Raw genomic sequence first — 17,096 nt, 5'->3', positions numbered from 1 at the left:
ACTCACAAAACAGATAATAAATCGCAAAATAACAGAATTAAATATAGAAAATATTACTTATGTTCATATTTTTTATTTCCCCATGCAGCCAGGAGACCATCATTGATGAAGATATATCCATCTCATCTCAAAGTACATTTATTCCCCCTCACAAAGCAAGAGAGGGTAAAGCATACGATCGTTTACACAATGCATGTCAGCGTTTATTCGCAATCGCACCACTAAAGGCAGGAAGATAAGTTAACAAGCATCTATTTTATGAGACAGCGATGAGTTTATCCTATAAAAATAATGAACCCTATTTTAAGGGGATAATCGCCATGACGGAGCACCTCCGTGAACCCTGGGGAATTAAGGATTTGTGTTCCAGACATATCTATATGAATAAAGCAGCTTACCTTTATACCAACACACCAAAGCACTTTGAAGTTGAAGGTAAATTAGACTGTGAATTTCCAACGGACTGGTCTGACGATCAGTTTTCACACGATCTTAAAGAGCATGATCGGAGAACCGAGGAGTCAAAAGATAGCGTCTCCATTATAGAAACTCATTATTGGTACGGAAAAGATTGTCTGACGCCATTCATTAGTGAAAAATTCCCCGTGTATAACGCGGAAAAAAAGTGCATCGGAATCGTTTGGAATGCCAAGCCACTGAATAGCTTTTCTCCTTTAAAATACATTAACCACCACAAGCCCAGTGTCATCACGACAGAAGCAACGACGGGGTTATTTACGCAAAGTGAGTTAGATATCATCTTCTTGATGCTGCAACGACGCTCAAATAAAGAAATTGCTCAGATATACAATGTTAGCCGCAAGACGATAGAAAATAGAGTTTACAACATCTATCAAAAAGCGGATGTCCATTCAATCCAGCAATTTGAAGAGTTTTGCCGACAATTACAATTAGACAGCTATATACCGGAACGCCTAATTAAAAAAGGCGTATTATTTATCTAAAGAAGTTAAAAAGAAGATGGTCGTACTAAAAATTAAACACTGCCCACTGACACGCGTGCCACAAACACAGCGTGTATCATTATTCAGCGTCGCTATTGTTCATATGGGGATGTTAACGGCATTAGATCAATTTATGCTTGGCGCAGTGCTCGGGGGCGCGATGGATCTGTTCGACGCCTTTATCGCTATTTTTATCGGTAGCCTGATCTTTGGCATTGTCACATTCGGCCTTGGTCTGGCGGGAATGCGGGAAGGCTTATCCGGCAGTTTATTGGCTCGCTGGTGTGGTTTTGGCCGCATAGGATCAATATGTATTGGCCTCGTTATTGCTGTCAGCTTATTAGGTTGGTTTGGTATTCAAAACGCCATTTTCGCCCATTCCCTTAATTTTGCCACCGGCAATAAACTTGGATTTGGTTGGGCGGCGGCACTGTCTGGCATAGTATTGACAACATTGGTCGCCTTTGGCTTTAAAGCGTTGCAATTTACCGCCAGAATCGCAGTTCCCTTGTTTATCCTGCTGGTCGCCTATATCTCCACGAGCGTCTTATCTGTCCATGCAGATCAACCACTCAGTGAAATCATTAAGTTACCTCATTTTGGTGAAACCTTGTCTATCAGCGCAGGTATCACGATTGTTGTGGGGGGGGCGATTGTGGCCAGCTTGATGACACCAGATCTGACCCGCTACACGAAATCCGGCACGCATGTGTTTGGCATTACCCTGCTGACGATGATCGCCGGAGAGTTTGTCATTAATGGCCTGGCGATCCTGATTGCAAAAACCCTGCATACATCGGATGTGGTCACTATTATGTCACAAGTCGCAGGAGGCGCAGGTCTGCTGGTCGTCGTTTTCTCCACATTGCGGGTTAACGATTTGAACCTGTATTCTTCCTCTTTAGGTATTATCAACGCCGTAGAGGGCATCACAGGTAAAAAACTTCGCTATCCCCCAACAGCCATTGTCATTGGAATACTCGGCACGCTGCTTTCTATTTTGGGTATTCTGGAACGGTTTGTGGATTTTTTGACAGTCCTGGGTGTTGTTTTCCCACCCATTCTCGGGGTAATGCTGGTTGATTATTATATCCTGCGTTCCCATCGCCAGGCGTTGGATGAGAGCAAGGCACAAGGCGAACTTCCACATACCACACCCACCATCGGCTGGGCCGCTATAATTGCCAGCATTATCGGCAGTGTGGTTGGCTTAGGTGTCCATTGGGGAGTACCGGCCGTTAACTCATTATTATTGGCAAGCTTCGTCTATTGGCTAATTAACCAACGCTATTTAGGGAAAGAACGGAAAAAGGAATGCAGTGCCTAAGGCTATGATTAACGTGACAACCACTCATCGGAAATAACTGGCTAAACGTCACCACGCCACTTTTCAGTCTCTCAGTGGCGTGTTGTCGGCTTTTTGTTGGAAGATATAGCAAAAAAGAAAAAGCCCTGAGTTAAAACTCAGGGCTTCTAAATTCTGGCGGTGCGGACGGGACTCGAACCCGCGACCCCCGGCGTGACAGGCCGGTATTCTAACCAACTGAACTACCGCACCGCATGGCGTTCTGGTTGAGAACGGGGTGGATAATACGGGCTACCGTAAAATCCGTCAATCGCTTTTTATCACAAAATGGTTCATCTGCCTGTTTTTTCACCTTAACTACGCATTTTGCCCATTTTGTGCTGATTTTATTCATGTGACTGTCCAGCTTTTGAACGCCAAAGACAGCTCCCTCCTTTCTTTTCCACCAGATCTAAACGAGATTCATGCTGCGTTAACTCTTCATCAGACGCATAAACAATTTTCAGTCCGGTCTGGGGACGAGTAATTTTCTTGATTTCTGCAACCTGGTCACTGCCTGATGTTTCCCCTTCCATTGAAAAAGCCAAGGATGTCTGGCCACCGGTCATTGCCAGATAAACTTCAGCCAGGATCTCGGCATCGAGTAATGCGCCGTGGAGAGTACGTTTTGAGTTATCAATATGATAACGGTCACACAACGCATCAAGATTGTTACGTTTGCCGGGGAACAGCGCCCTCGCCAGCATCAAACTATCGGTAATCGTACAAAAATCAGCCGTTGGTGGAATATCCCGGTTCAGTTTGCTGAACTCATAATCCATAAAGCCGATATCAAACGCTGCGTTGTGAATAATCAACTCAGCACCACGAATAAACGCAATGAATTCATCAGCGATGTCAGCAAATATCGGTTTATCCTGCAAAAATTCATCACTGATACCGTGAACTTCAAACGCTTCCGGATCAACCATGCGTTCCGGCTTAATATAAAGATGAAAATGGCGCCCTGTCAGACGGCGATTAATCACCTCCACAGCCCCAATCTCAATGATGTTATGACCCTCGTAGTGAACACCTAACTTGTTCATACCGGTGGTTTCGGTATCGAGGACGATTTGTCGGGTAATTGCAGTGTTCATAGTGTTTTTTTGTGTCAGACTTAGTGTTTTGATGAAAGATGATATAGGAAGAGTCTATCAAAGATGAACAAACAGATAGAAATTTTCACCGATGGTTCTTGTCTCGGCAATCCCGGCCCCGGCGGATATGGCGTTTTACTGCGCTATCAACAAACAGAAAAGACGCTGAGTGAGGGGTATTTTCATACCACCAATAACCGTATGGAATTAATGGCCGCCATCATAGGTCTTGAAACACTTAAACGTCCTTGTCGTGTGATTTTGACGACAGACAGCCAGTATGTACGCCAGGGGATCACTCAATGGATACATAACTGGAAGAAACGCGGCTGGAAAAAGGCGGACAAATCCCCAGTTATCAATGTTGATCTTTGGCAGCGGCTCGATAACGCCATCTCACGTCACGAGATTGATTGGCGTTGGGTCAAAGGTCATGCCGGGCATCGAGAAAATGAGTTATGTGATGAGCTGGCTCGTACAGCCGCCAATACCCCTACTCAGGTGGATACTGGCTATATTGCAAACAAAGCTGAAAACAAAAATTAATCCATTCATTAAAAGCGCCGATGGATCTTTTTCGCTGCGCCTAACGCATTACTGAATTTCGGTTTCAACAATGTTGCTCGCCTGGGATTCAATGTCAACGGTATTGTCCGCTTGCGGGCAATAATCACATTTAGACAACCAAACATTGACCGATCAGACGGCAGAAAACGCTTTTCGCTTTTCTGCCACGGCAAAACATGAAAATTCGCGTGATGCATCACTTCATAATTCAGAAGACGCAGCCAATCTAACTGGCGCCGTATTGAAAACATCTGAGCCTGACAAGGCTGCCGACAACCAATTTGGGCGGTTATTTTCTTGACACCTAATAGACTTATCGGGTTAAAACCACTGATGACTAACCAACCATCATCGATCATAATCCTATCGACTTCCCTTAATAGCCAATGGGGGGTCATACTATAAGTCAGTATATGCGCCAGCAAACAAGCATCAACCGATTTACTGGCAAACGGGAGATAATGAGGATCAGTAATGACATCCAGATTTTTTCCTTGCAAGCCAATATTGACTTGATGGCTGACTAAACAAGGGCGGGTATCAATTTCGGTACTCAAGTTGCCGACTTTGACTAAATGAAAACCAAATATTTTTGGCCACCAGGGTGCTAATTGATGTTCCAAAGCGGCGCGGTAATATTCTCCCCAAGGCAACTCAGCCCAAGAGTCAGGAGGCGTTATTTGCTTGACTGAACGTGCTGATCGCATGTCATCTCTCTTTCAACCGACGATAAATCCACTATGCAAATGAGGCGTATCATGAAGCTTATCAGGCTCCCTGCCCTTTCAGATAATTACATCTGGTTACTCTGCGATGAAAAAAAACAGTGTGTCATTGTCGATCCCGCTGAATCACAGCCTGTCATTGATATTCTAGCAGCCAATCAGCTTATTCCGGCAGCAATTCTGCTGACACACCACCATAATGATCACGTTGGCGGCGTTCCCGGACTACGCAAACAATACCCGGAATTACCCGTATATGGTCCTGAAGAAACACAACACAAAGGGGCAACCCACATTGTCTACGAGCATAACACTGTTGAGATAGGATGTTTTTCTTTCCGTGTCATCGGGCTACCAGGGCATACACTTGGTCATATTGCCTTCTATCAGGCACCCTATCTCTTTTGTGGCGATACGCTATTTTCTGGCGGTTGTGGACGTCTGTTTGAAGGTACAGCCGAACAGATGTTTTCCTCGCTTGGTAAAATCTTATCATTACCCGATGAGACCGTGATCTGCTGCGCCCACGAATATACTGTCGCAAATATGAAATTTGCCAAAACAGTATTACCTAATAACCCGATTATTGACGATTATTATCAAGAAACACTTAACCTGCGTAAAAACAATCAGTCAACAGTCCCCACAATTTTACAAACAGAGAAAAAAATCAATATCTTTTTAAATTGTCACAATATTGATTTACAAAAAAATATTGGTATCAAACCTAATTCAAGAGCACTTTCTTCTGTTTTTCAGCAGCTAAGGACTTATAAAGACAGATTTTAATTTTATTGGGTTGTCTTCTCAGTCATAGGTCAGTATTATTGCTCACCTTTTAGACAAGCATCAAAACGTAAATATGAAGACAAAAGCAATCTTATTCGCCTCTGTGCTTCTTGCTGGGTGTCAATCGAGCCTGCAACCAAAGGTTCCTTCCCAGCAACAAGCACAGAAGATGTCTTCAACGAATCAGAGAACAGAGAGTATTGCGGGATCAGAAGATCCTGCAAACTGGAAGGCAAGCCCAACGGCCCGACAAGATTTGTGGGGACATATTCGCGATGAGTTGAAGATGGAAGTTCCTGACAATAACAGGATAAGCGAACAGCAAAGTTATTATTTGAAACATAAGAAATATCTCCAAAATGTGATATTGCGCGCAGGGCCGTACATCTATTGGATCGTCGAGCAGATTGATGCTCGGCATATGCCAATGGAGCTGGTATTGTTGCCTGTCGTAGAGAGCGCTTTTAACCCGCATGCCACCTCTTACGCCAAGGCGGCGGGACTATGGCAGATTATCCCAAGTACAGGTCGTCATTATGGCTTGACGCAAGATAAATGGTTCGATGCCCGTCGTGATGTTGCTGCATCAACAACGGGAGCGCTTGATATGCTGCAATCTCTCAATACACAATTTAATGGTGATTGGCTTTTGACCATAGCCGCCTACAACAGTGGTGAAGGTCGGGTCAGGCGTGCAATCAGAGAAAATCAAGCTCAAGGAAAACCGACAGATTTCTGGTCATTGTCACTGCCACGGGAAACCATGCATTATGTCCCCAAGATACTGGCATTGAGTGATATTATTCGCCATAACGACAAATTTGGCTTTGCACTTCCTGAACCTAACAGCCAACAAGCACTGGCTAAGGTGGAAGTCGGGCAGCAAATCATGTTGTCACAAGCGGCTGAGCTATCCGGACTATCGTTGACATCGATCAAGGCATATAACCCAGGGTATAAACGGGGGATGACCTCTCCTCACGGACCGCATTACATCATGCTGCCAAGAAAGAACATCAACCAATTTAAAATGTCGTTGGCAAACAAGAATGTCCTGAAAGACATCCAACGAGAGGTCGCCCAAACTACCCGCCAGTTGCAGCAAAGAAACCACTATATCGTTCGTGCCGGAGATACTTTGTCCACGATTGCGAAGCACTTCAATACCACTCACCGAAACTTGCAGAGATTGAATGGGTTAAAAACGGCTGATCGGCTCAAAATTGGTCAAGTACTGAAAATCAATAACGATGGCCCAATCACCTATCATGTCCAAAAAGGTGATTCCTTTTCCAGCATCGCTAAATACCATGATGTCAACCTTAATGATCTCAGAAATTGGAATGAGAACGTCAAAGTTAAAGACATGAAACCCGGTATGGCGTTGACGCTTTATCTTAATTAAGCCCGCTATTCTCTCTTCATTAACCCCCTTAATATAACGCTCGGCTTTTGTGAGCCGAGCGTTATATTTATCATCTCATCATCTCCAGCCCGTAGCGCCAAGCATGGATAAAGGGTTAGCAACGACATTATTTTCCATTAATTTGACTTATGTCCGGCAATATAAAAGGTCATGGTTTATTATTTGAATGATGATTTCATCACAACTTACAGCACAGTTCATGGCGCAGGATATGAGTTGTACTGGACAAGATGGCAATGACGTGGCGGAGTACCGCTATGACAATTTATACCATCTATGTGATCTCAATGATGATGATTCAGATGATTTATAAATGCGAAGAAGAAGAGTCACCATGAACGCTAAAAGAGCGCTCAAAAATTGCACCTATGTAAGTTCGTATAGGTTCTGAGTGCTTGCATTGAAAAGAGAAAGGCCTATTGCTGTTTCAACTCTCCGCTTTCTCGCATTATTCAGGAGCAAGTTCGTCCTTAACTGGGTCAAAACTTTGGCGATCCGAAAAAACCTCAATGTGAAGATATTCCACTGGATAAAATTGCTGAGATTGATTGGAGCAAAATTAATTTGGATGAGTGGCTTGGGATTTTGCAACAGCATGGCAAGTTTCCAGATCCTAATTCAATAAATCTCAATTCACTGACAGACTCTGGAAATAATTTTAATATTAATGGGATGCGAAAGAACGCACAGGAAAGAGAGTTAGAGCGTTTAGAAGGAATAGATATTGATGCGAAACGAAAAGAGGCTATCAGCAGCATAGTCCCTCAAACAGGATCGCCGACGAGCGGTGGAGGCGAGGGATAAAAAAGGGCCTTTTGGCCGCTTTTTTGCTTGAACATTAGGCTTCTGGGTAGACAAAAAGCTCGGCTTTATCCTGTTCCAGAAGGTAAGGGAATGCAACCTTGTCGCCGTTCTCCAGCTCGACAGACTTAGGGGAGAGGTAAAGGTAGGCCCAATCCGGAAGATGCTTACTAAGTGCTGCATAGATAGCCTGTTGAGGTGCGCGGCTTGCCTTTCCATTACTGACATTGACGAAGTTGTATTGAGTCTCATGACCGGAGGTGAACGCATACACAGCGCCTTGAGCTTCAGATAAAAATTCAGGCGCGGTGCCGGAACGAGGCTTAATGATCTTGACTTCGACAGAGCACATGTCAGAGAGCTTGCTTTGTCCATTCACCCACATAGGGCAACCCCAATCGCTTTTGTAAAATTGGTAAGTTAGCTCACCATCTTTGTCATAGAGCAGTGTGAAATCCGCACCTAAACCTGACAGTGCTGACTCTACGGAAACTTTCACATGTGAAAGAAGTTTGGCCTGAGCATCAGTCGGTGAAACAGCTTCTTTTGCAGGCATCCACGCAATAAGACTATTGCGAGCACCGTGCTTCTTGTGGCCGATAACCCAGTTCGCAAGGTTGACCAAACCGCCTTGCCAATTGGTCATCCCAAGCTGAGGGGATGTGTAACCTGACAGCACGTAAGCTGCGCCAAACGTTTTGGTATTGGTCAGGCGCTCCAATTTGTCACGCGGAACAAAAGCGTCTTGGATGCCTGTGACTAAACCACCCGCCTCAGCGATATTGTAAGCGCGGCTGTGGTTAGCTTTGTAGGCAGAGGGTTCGGAACACGCATGTATTTAGATATCGCCATGCGGTGTACCGCAGTTTATCCCCATGCATATGGGGAACACAATTTCAGACGCATTTATTGCACGCACACGAACGGTTTATCCCCATGCATATGGGGAACACACTCACGGTGCGACTCATACCATTTGAGCCCTCGGTTTATCCCCATGCATATGGGGAACACAATTTCAGACGCATTTATTGCACGCACACGAACGGTTTATCCCCATGCATATGGGGAACACAGGGGTTTTGCGTATTTGTAAAGCCTCTCACACGGTTTATCCCCATGCATATGGGGAACACTTAGTGCATTTTGACAAAAACGGACATATCAGCGGTTTATCCCCATGCATATGGGGAACACGGAATATCAACGATAAAAGAGGTAAAGAATGTCGGTTTATCCCCATGCATATGGGGAACACGACGAACACCAGGCACCTCAGACATCGGAACACGGTTTATCCCCATGCATATGGGGAACACGAACCCAGTTCGATATGGGTAAACGAAAAATGCGGTTTATCCCCATGCATATGGGGAACACTTATTTGCGCTGAGTTGCTCTCCTATTCCAAGCGGTTTATCCCCATGCATATGGGGAACACTGCGGTGGACTCATTAGCGATTGCAAAAAGCGCGGTTTATCCCCATGCATATGGGGAACACAATAAACGGCCTCCAAATTAAAAGCATGGAGCCGGTTTATCCCCATGCATATGGGGAACACTTACATATGGGGATGGAATGCACATAAAACGACGGTTTATCCCCATGCATATGGGGAACACGGTAGTCACGATCATGGCAAGATGGCGTCAGCCGGTTTATCCCCATGCATATGGGGAACACTTTTTTCCCTTTTTTGCTTTCCTCTTCTTCCTCGGTTTATCCCCATGCATATGGGGAACACGCGATCAGCGATTTCAGTGCCTGCCGGGAGTTCGGTTTATCCCCATGCATATGGGGAACACGAATAGATAACTGGTCACGAATATCGCGCACCTGGTTTATCCCCATGCATATGGGGAACACGACCGCATTCTGGACAACATGGAATTTCAATTCGGTTTATCCCCATGCATATGGGGAACACTCCAGCTATAGATATAGGGGCTTTTTCCCAAACGGTTTATCCCCATGCATATGGGGAACACCTGAATGGGTTCCCAGACAAGAAGCTGCCATTCGGTTTATCCCCATGCATATGGGGAACACACTAATTATATCTTTATGTTTTCTAAAAACTTTTTTTATGTAAAAAATTCTACCACGTTTTTTACTTAAAAATACTATTTTTTCAAAAATAAAAAGATATGTTTTTCAATTGGTTAGAAAATACAAAACGTACGCCCTTCCAATCTACCGAATTCCCGACATGATACATTTTTAATCTTTGACTTCTTTGATTGAATCTTTGACATATTCTTAGTGTTGTGGCGATCACAAGGTTGTTATCGTCTAATACCGGTGCCTCAATTTTTTATCTTGCATGTTTATTCCCTTATTTAATCAATACAGGAGAATGCATTTTGAATTTAATCTGAATGGCATATTTTGATAGCAGGATGGCATAAAATAACAGACAAGGAATTAATAAATTTATCAGATAATTGATAAAACTCAACATAGTAAAAGAGAAATCCAAATACTTGTAACATATTGATTTTAATTGCTTCCTACATGATTCAGGTATGCTTCCGTTTCAAAATGAGGCAGTGAAAGATATAGGTGCCTAAGACGTTAAATATCAGCGAAATTTTTCGCTCATTCCTAATCAGTCAAGTTTTAGTCTGATGAACCTACCAAAAGTTACGAGTCAAATTATTAAACAGACTCAATTGTCTGATGAATTTTAAGTGATGGTCATTAAGGAAATTTGCTTATACTACAGCTGGTCGGTAAATAACCTATATAATATTGGAAATTATCATTTCAGTGCTCCATTTACGGTAAAGTAATACGAATTGTTATTTTGAATAATATCATTAAAAGGAGAATGATATGAAAATATTACCTAACGCCATTTTAGTCATATTACCTTATTTTTTAGCATCCCTTGCTTTCGCAGTTGAAAAAAACACTAATATAGAAAAACAACAGGTTCTTTCTGCTGACTATAATATGGAATTTACAAATCACCCTTCTTCTGTAAATGATCTTGTGATAGTCAAACGAAGCACCGACTGTATGTATGATAGTGGCACAGATCAGATTAGAATTAAACCTGGCAATCAGCAAAGTACTCACTTACAAGACAACGATAATTTATTTAGCGCTTGCACACTTAGGCCTAAGTGGGTGGAATGGTCGGTTTCTGGTGGTTCCATGAATTGCGCTTTGAGATTTGAGCGTGGATACGATGTAAGTGGCTTGGATTGGTATACAGTGATTACAGGGTGTCCAAATATAGTCAAGAGCGCTACTTGTGGAAATGCCGACTGCAATCAGAATAAAGTCTACGGAAGCTCATCTTATATGGATATAAGTGTGGAATTCCTCGTTTGGTGAATCCGGTAACTTTTGAGTTTTATGCCACAAGGTGAGAAATCTCACTTTTTATATCTTGAGTGGATGAAAAGGTTAAATGGGACAATCCTCCCCCTTTAACCTAACTGTGCCAAAGAAATAAGTGGAAAAGTGCCAATAGAAAGCAGTTTTTCTTTGATTTTATTGAGATTAGTGGACTTTTATTGACCGCGCGTGAAGGGCTTAGAAAATTTTATTCAACACACTGATATAAAACAAAAATATTTATTCTATTTCTGATTATATACAAATTTTTATACAACTTACTTTGTGCTAAGCAGCCTCACAAATCTCATTTTTCTTTTGTTATATTTTCAATTTGTGATCCTGCTCAATCATAATCAAAACAAGGTCAGCAGCTAACCACTTTCACCAGTGAGTGATCTGCCGCAACCTCGTCTTTGCTCTACAAAGCAAAAAAGCCTTGAGGTTTAAAAATGGTCAAATTTAGCTGCCATTTCACACTCAGGGCTTCATATTAAAATTGGAGCTGTCCTAGATAATAGCTAAATACTTTCTTTAACTATTTGTTTTAAAATAGCTAACTGTTTCTTTGCTCCAAGTGTGTTAAATCGCCACTCACATTCCTTCAGATAGAGGTCAAAATGAGCCTTAGGAATACCGTTAAATTTGCGTAGATGGCGCTTAGCCTGATTCCAGAAGTTCTCAAGACCATTAATATGATTTTGGTGATTTTTCTGGTCAACAAACTCGGTATTGTGATTGATCCGATAATGCTTAAAATCACTCACATCAAGGACATCATAACTAGCAAAATTGTCGGTATAGACAATGCTATCAGGGTAAACTTTTGACTCGATGATGGGCAATAAAGTTTTCGATTTTGCATCGGGTATCGCCCAGGGCAAGATCGCGAATGTTTTTTAGCCAACGGTAAATTAAGTTGATTCGAGTAAATAGCTGTGATCTTATACTCTCTTTTGAGAGTCAATACCATGTACCTTGACAGTTTCACTGACCATTTCTCCGATATCAAAGACCCACGCCAGACGGCCAAAGTGGCCTATCCTTTATTTGACATTTTGTTTGCCACCCTTTGCGCGATTATTGCGGGGGCGGAGGGCTGGAGTGATATTCAGGAATATACTGAAGGCCATCATGACTGGTTTCTTAAACAAGGTATGTTCAAAGAAGGCGTTCCTGTTGATGACACCATTGCCCGGGTCCTTTCTCGCATCAAACCAGAACAATTTAATCTCTGTTTTATCAACTGGATGCGTTCTGTTCACCAACTCACCAAAGGGGAATTAGTGGCGATCGACGGTAAAGTATTGCGTGGCTCTTATCATCGTGAAGATCGTTATTCAACTCTCCACATGGTGAGTGCTTACGCCGCTGCAAACCAACTCGTCATTGGTCAGGTCAGAACACAAAGTAAGTCAAATGAGATCACTGCCATCCCTGAACTGATTAAGTTATTGGAACTGAAAGGCGCCCTCATTTCCATTGATGCAATGGGATGTCAAACCCAGATAGCCCGGGACATTATTGAGGCGGGCGCTGATTATTTGCTGAGTGTGAAAGACAATCAGAAAAATCTCCACCGTGTAGTCAGGGAGGCACTGGCGGGACAACTCTCCGGGTCATTGACAAGAGAAAAAGTACACATAGAACAGGGGCATGGACGTATTGAAATTAGGCAAAGTCATGTCATGGATGCGAGTTCATTAGTCGCCCATTTCCCGGAATGGCCTGAATTAAAAACAGTTGGCGTGACAGTCGGATACCGGCAAGAAAAAGGAAAATCCGCCAGCCTGGAATACCGTTACGCCATCAGTTCTGCAGAGTTAACAGAAGAACAGTTTGCTCAGGCCATACGTAGCCACTGGCAGATCGAAAATAATCTTCACTGGATACTGGATGTCTCCTTTCGGGAAGATGACTGCAAAATTTACCGTAAAAATGCAGCGGAAAACATCGCGATATTGAGACGGGTCGCGTTAAATATGTTAAAAAAAGAAACGACTAAATTAAGTATCAGAATGAAACGTAAACGAGCCTGGATGAAAATCGGCTTTTTGGAGCAGGTATTACAAGCAGGGTTTTCCGGTTTGGATGATATTTGAACATTCATGCGGTTGCCCTAGGGTATCGCCTTCGTGTAAACCTTGCGACCCCACTGTCCTTTATGCCGTCCACCAAAATAACTTTCATCCAATTCAACTTTGCCATCAAACATAGAATGCTGCTCTACATACTCCGCGATAAGAACCCTAAGGCGATGAAAGTAGTATGCGACCATATATCCGATGGACACCCACAAGTTCAGCCGCTGTGCGTGCTGTAGAGCCTGCAATAAACAGTTCTAACAACCGTCCTTGTTTATACTGACTGAGTCGACTTTTTCTCATAGAACTATCCTAGATTATATTAGTTATCTAGGACAGCCCCTAATTTTATCTATACTCAATTACAAAGTACATTCCCTCTATTTGCTTCATATTATTGGGAGGGCATTGTCTGTTTCGGCTTTGTTTATTATCAATGCAGTGATAGTAATTTTATTACAAGTGTTAGTCTATGCTTGGCTAAATAAATGGTTTTCTCCTTGGTTATCTATGTGTTTTGGTTCTTTCGCTTTCTCTGTAACTTTTTTATTTATAGGAATAACGACAGAATTAGAAATTTTTATTATCTTAATTGCCTTTTTTACTCTGAGTGAAATGGCTATCGAACCGACCATTGATGCTGTAACGAGTAGTAATATTTCAACTAAATGGCTTGGTTCTGCATTTGGTGTTCTTGGTATTACTGGTTTGATCGGTAGTGTTACAGGGAATTCTATAGCAGGTTATTTTTTGAGGATTGATGTTAATAACCCTCAAAATATTTGGATGATCTGTATAATAATGTCTTTAATTGGTATTTTTTTGTGCTGTTTTCTTTTTTGAAAAGGAAAAGTGATAATTATCTAAAAATCAACTAAATCTTCATGCAGAGGCATATTATGGTTCAAATTTTAAGATGGCAAAATCAACAATATAGAATAACAACAGATAACACTGAGTTGAATGTCATAGCAATTCATCAATATCTAACTCGCTCTTCTTGGTCTGAAGGGATTGATATTGACACAGTTCGCCAAGCTATTGCCAATAGCCTCAATTTTGGGCTTTTTGATCAGAACGAGCAAATTGGATTTGCTCGTATAGTTACTGACTTTTCTACTTTTGGTTATCTTTGTGATGTCTATGTGTTAGAAAAGTATCAAAAACAAAAACTGGGGCGTTGGTTAATGGAATGCTGCCATTCCCATCCCGCTCTAAATAAATTACGACGTATTATGCTTGTAACTTCAACAGCCCCTTGGCTATATGAAAAGATGGGTTACACACCAATAAATCGCGAGAACTTTGTTTGGAATATTGTGCGTCAAGATATTTATACGCACAAAGCGTAAGATAACAATCATAACTCTATGGTAATTGAGTAATTTACTTAATGAGATATATTCAAACTACTGACGCGCTACGCTTGCCTTCTCCGTGTTACCGGGCTAATAAATTAACGCGGTAACACGGAGAGCTAAAAAAACACCTGCCAGAAAAGAAGTTAACGCCTTACACTTCCTCATTTTTCTCCTTACTTTTTAACCTCCGTTGCTCTGGTTAACAATGGTGAGTTCCTGCCCGTTCCGGGTAATGAGTCCGTCATGCTCTAACTTGGCTAACCAGCGGCTAAAATTCTTCACATTCATTCCCATCGCCTTTAAGTCATCACGTACAAGAGCAATGGAGCAATGTTCTTTCAGGGCAGTGCGCGACCGTACGAACTGCCACAACGCCGTATGGTTATCGGTTTTATTGGCGACAAGACTGATTTCTTCCTCTTTAACCGGATCGCGTGGCCTGTCAATCAAAGCCAGTGATGTAATATTTTCACCGTCTTTATCGGTAAAGAGTTCAACCACACGCAGGTCATAGGCTTGTGTTTCCGGCTCTTCGGCATCTTTCATCTTGGTGCAGGCGATAATCAACACCCCCAAAACAACGGGCGAGAGTATCCAAAATAATCAGGCGTACCGGTTGGCTCGTTTCGGCTTCAACCTGTTGGGCTGCAATCACCAGCTCATGCACTTCGGCAGGCGAAGCCGGAAATACGGGGGTATTGATCAGATATAGCAGAATCATAATACTATGTCATAATGTCTGTGACTTCCAATAACAAGGCAGAATTGAGATGGGTTACAGTCTGGATTTCCGAAAAAGAGTACGGGCATACAAAGACAAACATTCATTGACATTCGAGCAAACAAGCAACCACTTTGAGGTTTCTATCCGCACCTTGTTTCGGTGGAGTCACAAAATAGCGCCCTGTATGACGCGTGATAAACCGCCCACTAAAATTAGTGACGAGGCACTTATCGCCGATGTCCGAAATGACCCCGATGACTATCAATGGGAAAGGGCAAAACGGCTGGGCGTCTCACAATCAGCTATCCATTACGCCTTGAAACGGCTGAATATCACCGTCAAAAAAAAGGCTAAAACACCCCAAAGCTGACGCACAGGCTCGTCAGGCGTTTGTCGAGCGTATCCGCCACTATGAACACGCGGGCAAATCGATTGTTTATCTGGATGAAAGCGGTTTTGCGCAGTCTATGCCACGCACACACGGTTATTCGGCGAAAGGGCTGCGGTGTTTCGGCACACACGACTGGCACGCTAAAAGTCGCATTAATGCCATTGGCGCCATCATCAAAAAGACCTTCATCACCTTAAGCTTGTTTGCAGAGAGCATTAATGCGGATGTTTTTCATGCCTGGATGACCCAAGATTTATTGCCAAAGCTCCCAAGCCGGACAGTAATTGTCATGGATAATGCCTCATTCCATAAACGAAATGACACGATAAAAGCGATAGCAGACCACGGATGCCAATTGGAGTGGTTACCTGCTTACAGTCCGGATTTGAATCCCATCGAACACAAATGGGCCGAAGTAAAAGCGATAAGAAGACGTGAAAGATGTTCAATTGATGAGTTGTTTATGGAACATGTGGAGCATGCCTAATTATATTGATTTAGCTATACATATGTTCAACGGGTTGACCATTAACGATTTCCCAGCCCATGCCTTACCCGTGGCAATATGGCAGCCCCACGCTCCCGCCAGAAAGCTCTTGTATGACCCGCTCGCCCCGTAAATGCTGCACAGGGATGCGCTGGAATGATGCCTTTAACGACGTAGTCCAACTGAGCATCAACGCCTTGAGAACCAACTGAAAGAGAGGGCTTTGTTTCCCATTTTCACCATAAAGCTACCAGTATAAGCGTTTAAAGCCTTAAAGAATTCTGTCAGCTCATTAGCCATTAAAAACGCATAGTGTGTTTTTTTAGGCGTGACGAATGCAGACGCTAAATCAGGTGCGGGATTAAATTCAGCTCTGCCAGTAATAATTGCATATTTCCATACTTCTCCGCAGCGCTGACGTATTTTTCTTAATTTCTCTGTTGCCCCCCGATCATTTATCCGAGATAAGACCGACATTAATTCCATAGGTTTAATCTCGGCAATTGGCCTACTGCCGATATAGGGGAAAACATCTTTTTCAAAGGATTCCATCATTTCTTCTGCATAAGAAGAAGACCACCTATCAACACGCTTCTGATACCACTCACGGGCTATATTTTCGAATGTATTTTCTATCAGGTTTGCTGCGGATATCTTTTCTGCTTTTCTTGCGTCACTAGGATTGATTCCGTTAGCAACTAGCTTCCTTGCTTCATCACGTTTGGTTCTGGCCTCGGTAAGTGTTACTACTGGATAAACACCGAACGAAATCATTTTCGTTTTACCCGCAAATTGATAGCGATATCGCCAGCCTTTCGAACCATTAGAATCAATTAACAAAGATAATCCATTGCCATCCGCCAACGTATAGGCTTTTTCCTTTGCTTTAGCTCGCTTGATCACTAAATCTGTCAGCTTCATAACCCACCAATATTGTATAGAAGGAAATACATAGGAAATTCTATACAAAAAACTATACAACAA

At 42.8% G+C, this 17,096-nt stretch carries 18 protein-coding genes, 1 tRNA gene, 5 pseudogenes and 1 CRISPR repeat array; of the genes and pseudogenes, 14 read left to right on the top strand and 10 right to left on the bottom strand.

Annotated elements, in window-relative coordinates:
• Window positions 1–269: 269 nt before the first annotated feature.
• Complete coding sequence (locus tag XPG1_RS03510) at window positions 270–965, top strand: helix-turn-helix transcriptional regulator (protein ID WP_045957857.1); 696 nt, start codon at window positions 270–272, stop codon at window positions 963–965.
• A gap of 16 nt (window positions 966–981) precedes the next feature.
• Window positions 982–2,292, top strand: coding sequence for a cytosine permease (locus tag XPG1_RS03505; RefSeq protein WP_045957856.1), 1,311 nt, complete (start codon window positions 982–984; stop codon window positions 2,290–2,292).
• 154 nt (window positions 2,293–2,446) lie between these two features.
• Here the strand turns inward: XPG1_RS03505 and XPG1_RS03500 are convergent.
• The 3 genes from XPG1_RS03500 to dnaQ form a co-directional block, all read right to left on the bottom strand.
• Window positions 2,447–2,523, bottom strand: a tRNA-Asp gene (locus tag XPG1_RS03500).
• Window positions 2,501–2,665, bottom strand: coding sequence for a hypothetical protein (locus XPG1_RS18245; RefSeq protein WP_157879430.1), 165 nt, complete (start codon window positions 2,663–2,665; stop codon window positions 2,501–2,503). The genes XPG1_RS03500 and XPG1_RS18245 overlap by 23 nt, the downstream gene beginning before the upstream one ends.
• On the bottom strand, window positions 2,658–3,410 hold the full coding sequence (gene dnaQ / locus XPG1_RS03495; protein ID WP_045957855.1) for a DNA polymerase III subunit epsilon: 753 nt from the start codon (window positions 3,408–3,410) through the stop codon (window positions 2,658–2,660). Before dnaQ ends, XPG1_RS18245 begins: the two co-directional genes overlap by 8 nt.
• A 63-nt stretch (window positions 3,411–3,473) precedes the next feature.
• Between dnaQ and rnhA the strand changes: the two genes are divergently transcribed.
• Complete coding sequence (gene rnhA / locus XPG1_RS03490) at window positions 3,474–3,956, top strand: ribonuclease HI (RefSeq protein ID WP_045957854.1); 483 nt, start codon at window positions 3,474–3,476, stop codon at window positions 3,954–3,956.
• Between the two features lie 8 nt (window positions 3,957–3,964).
• Here rnhA and XPG1_RS03485 read toward each other — a convergent pair whose 3' ends face one another.
• The gene (locus XPG1_RS03485; protein WP_045957853.1) at window positions 3,965–4,684 is read right to left on the bottom strand and encodes a class I SAM-dependent methyltransferase; all 720 of its coding nucleotides are present in this window, start codon (window positions 4,682–4,684) and stop codon (window positions 3,965–3,967) included.
• A 51-nt stretch (window positions 4,685–4,735) separates the two neighbouring features.
• On the opposite strand from XPG1_RS03485, the gene gloB reads away from it, so the two are divergent.
• The 5 genes from gloB to XPG1_RS19225 all read left to right on the top strand — a co-directional run bounded on the left by gloB (window position 4,736) and on the right by XPG1_RS19225 (window position 7,721).
• Window positions 4,736–5,491 carry a hydroxyacylglutathione hydrolase gene (gene gloB, locus XPG1_RS03480; protein WP_045957852.1) on the top strand — a complete coding sequence of 252 codons (756 nt, stop codon included), beginning with the start codon at window positions 4,736–4,738 and terminating at the stop codon, window positions 5,489–5,491.
• 73 nt (window positions 5,492–5,564) lie between these two features.
• Window positions 5,565–6,896, top strand: a complete 1,332-nt coding sequence (gene mltD / locus XPG1_RS03475) for a murein transglycosylase D (RefSeq protein ID WP_045957851.1) — start codon at window positions 5,565–5,567, stop codon at window positions 6,894–6,896.
• A 187-nt stretch (window positions 6,897–7,083) separates the two neighbouring features.
• Window positions 7,084–7,230, top strand: coding sequence for a hypothetical protein (locus tag XPG1_RS19235; RefSeq protein ID WP_436286818.1), 147 nt, complete (start codon window positions 7,084–7,086; stop codon window positions 7,228–7,230).
• A gap of 74 nt (window positions 7,231–7,304) precedes the next feature.
• Window positions 7,305–7,391, top strand: coding sequence for a conjugal transfer protein TraN (gene traN / locus XPG1_RS19230; protein ID WP_436286825.1), 87 nt, complete (start codon window positions 7,305–7,307; stop codon window positions 7,389–7,391).
• Between the two features lie 90 nt (window positions 7,392–7,481).
• Entirely contained in the window at window positions 7,482–7,721 is a 240-nt protein-coding gene (locus XPG1_RS19225; protein WP_436286817.1) for a hypothetical protein, read from the top strand.
• 34 nt (window positions 7,722–7,755) lie between these two features.
• On the opposite strand, the gene XPG1_RS03465 is transcribed toward XPG1_RS19225, so the two are convergent.
• Window positions 7,756–8,439: a hypothetical protein gene (locus XPG1_RS03465; RefSeq protein ID WP_231853043.1), complete on the bottom strand. Its 684-nt coding sequence runs from the start codon at window positions 8,437–8,439 to the stop codon at window positions 7,756–7,758.
• A gap of 142 nt (window positions 8,440–8,581) precedes the next feature.
• Window positions 8,582–9,769: a CRISPR direct-repeat array (repeat unit 29 nt; unit sequence CGGTTTATCCCCATGCATATGGGGAACAC).
• A gap of 786 nt (window positions 9,770–10,555) precedes the next feature.
• On the opposite strand from XPG1_RS03465, the gene XPG1_RS03460 reads away from it, so the two are divergent.
• Window positions 10,556–11,062, top strand: coding sequence for a hypothetical protein (locus XPG1_RS03460; RefSeq protein ID WP_045957848.1), 507 nt, complete (start codon window positions 10,556–10,558; stop codon window positions 11,060–11,062).
• Between the two features lie 524 nt (window positions 11,063–11,586).
• Here XPG1_RS03460 and XPG1_RS03455 read toward each other — a convergent pair.
• Window positions 11,587–11,937, bottom strand: a pseudogene (locus tag XPG1_RS03455) (IS1595 family transposase); the annotation flags it as partial.
• A 99-nt stretch (window positions 11,938–12,036) separates the two neighbouring features.
• Between XPG1_RS03455 and XPG1_RS03450 the strand changes: the two are divergent.
• On the top strand, window positions 12,037–13,167 hold the full coding sequence (locus tag XPG1_RS03450; RefSeq protein WP_045957846.1) for an ISAs1 family transposase: 1,131 nt from the start codon (window positions 12,037–12,039) through the stop codon (window positions 13,165–13,167).
• A 20-nt stretch (window positions 13,168–13,187) separates the two neighbouring features.
• On the opposite strand, the pseudogene XPG1_RS17345 reads toward XPG1_RS03450, so the two are convergent.
• Window positions 13,188–13,452 (bottom strand): annotated as a pseudogene (locus XPG1_RS17345) (IS1595 family transposase); the annotation flags it as partial.
• A 105-nt stretch (window positions 13,453–13,557) separates the two neighbouring features.
• On the opposite strand from XPG1_RS17345, the gene XPG1_RS03445 reads away from it, so the two are divergent.
• Together XPG1_RS03445 and XPG1_RS03440 are read left to right on the top strand one after the other, a co-directional pair.
• Entirely contained in the window at window positions 13,558–13,992 is a 435-nt protein-coding gene (locus tag XPG1_RS03445) for an MFS transporter (RefSeq protein ID WP_045957845.1), read from the top strand.
• 56 nt (window positions 13,993–14,048) lie between these two features.
• Window positions 14,049–14,501: a GNAT family N-acetyltransferase gene (locus XPG1_RS03440; RefSeq protein ID WP_045960364.1), complete on the top strand. Its 453-nt coding sequence runs from the start codon at window positions 14,049–14,051 to the stop codon at window positions 14,499–14,501.
• A 189-nt stretch (window positions 14,502–14,690) separates the two neighbouring features.
• Here XPG1_RS03440 and XPG1_RS03435 read toward each other — a convergent pair.
• A pseudogene (locus XPG1_RS03435) lies at window positions 14,691–15,222 on the bottom strand (hypothetical protein); the annotation flags it as partial.
• 58 nt (window positions 15,223–15,280) lie between these two features.
• Between XPG1_RS03435 and XPG1_RS03430 the strand changes: the two are divergent.
• Both XPG1_RS03430 and XPG1_RS03425 read left to right on the top strand, forming a co-directional pair.
• Complete coding sequence (locus XPG1_RS03430; RefSeq protein WP_045957844.1) at window positions 15,281–15,604, top strand: IS630 transposase-related protein; 324 nt, start codon at window positions 15,281–15,283, stop codon at window positions 15,602–15,604.
• A complete protein-coding gene (locus XPG1_RS03425) occupies window positions 15,564–16,112 on the top strand; it encodes an IS630 family transposase (protein WP_231853077.1) in 549 nt (182 codons plus the stop codon). Before XPG1_RS03430 ends, XPG1_RS03425 begins: the two co-directional genes overlap by 41 nt.
• 48 nt (window positions 16,113–16,160) lie before the next feature.
• Here the strand turns inward: XPG1_RS03425 and XPG1_RS18235 are convergent.
• Window positions 16,161–16,294, bottom strand: a pseudogene (locus tag XPG1_RS18235) (AAA family ATPase); the annotation flags it as partial.
• 34 nt (window positions 16,295–16,328) lie between these two features.
• A pseudogene (locus tag XPG1_RS03420) lies at window positions 16,329–17,033 on the bottom strand (tyrosine-type recombinase/integrase); the annotation flags it as partial.
• Window positions 17,034–17,096: the final 63 nt, after the last annotated feature.

The organism is Xenorhabdus poinarii G6 (assembly GCF_000968175.1).
Taxonomy (GTDB): domain Bacteria; phylum Pseudomonadota; class Gammaproteobacteria; order Enterobacterales; family Enterobacteriaceae; genus Xenorhabdus; species Xenorhabdus poinarii.
Note: the sequence above shows the minus strand (reverse complement) of the source record. Positions and strands in the feature narration are given on the sequence as shown.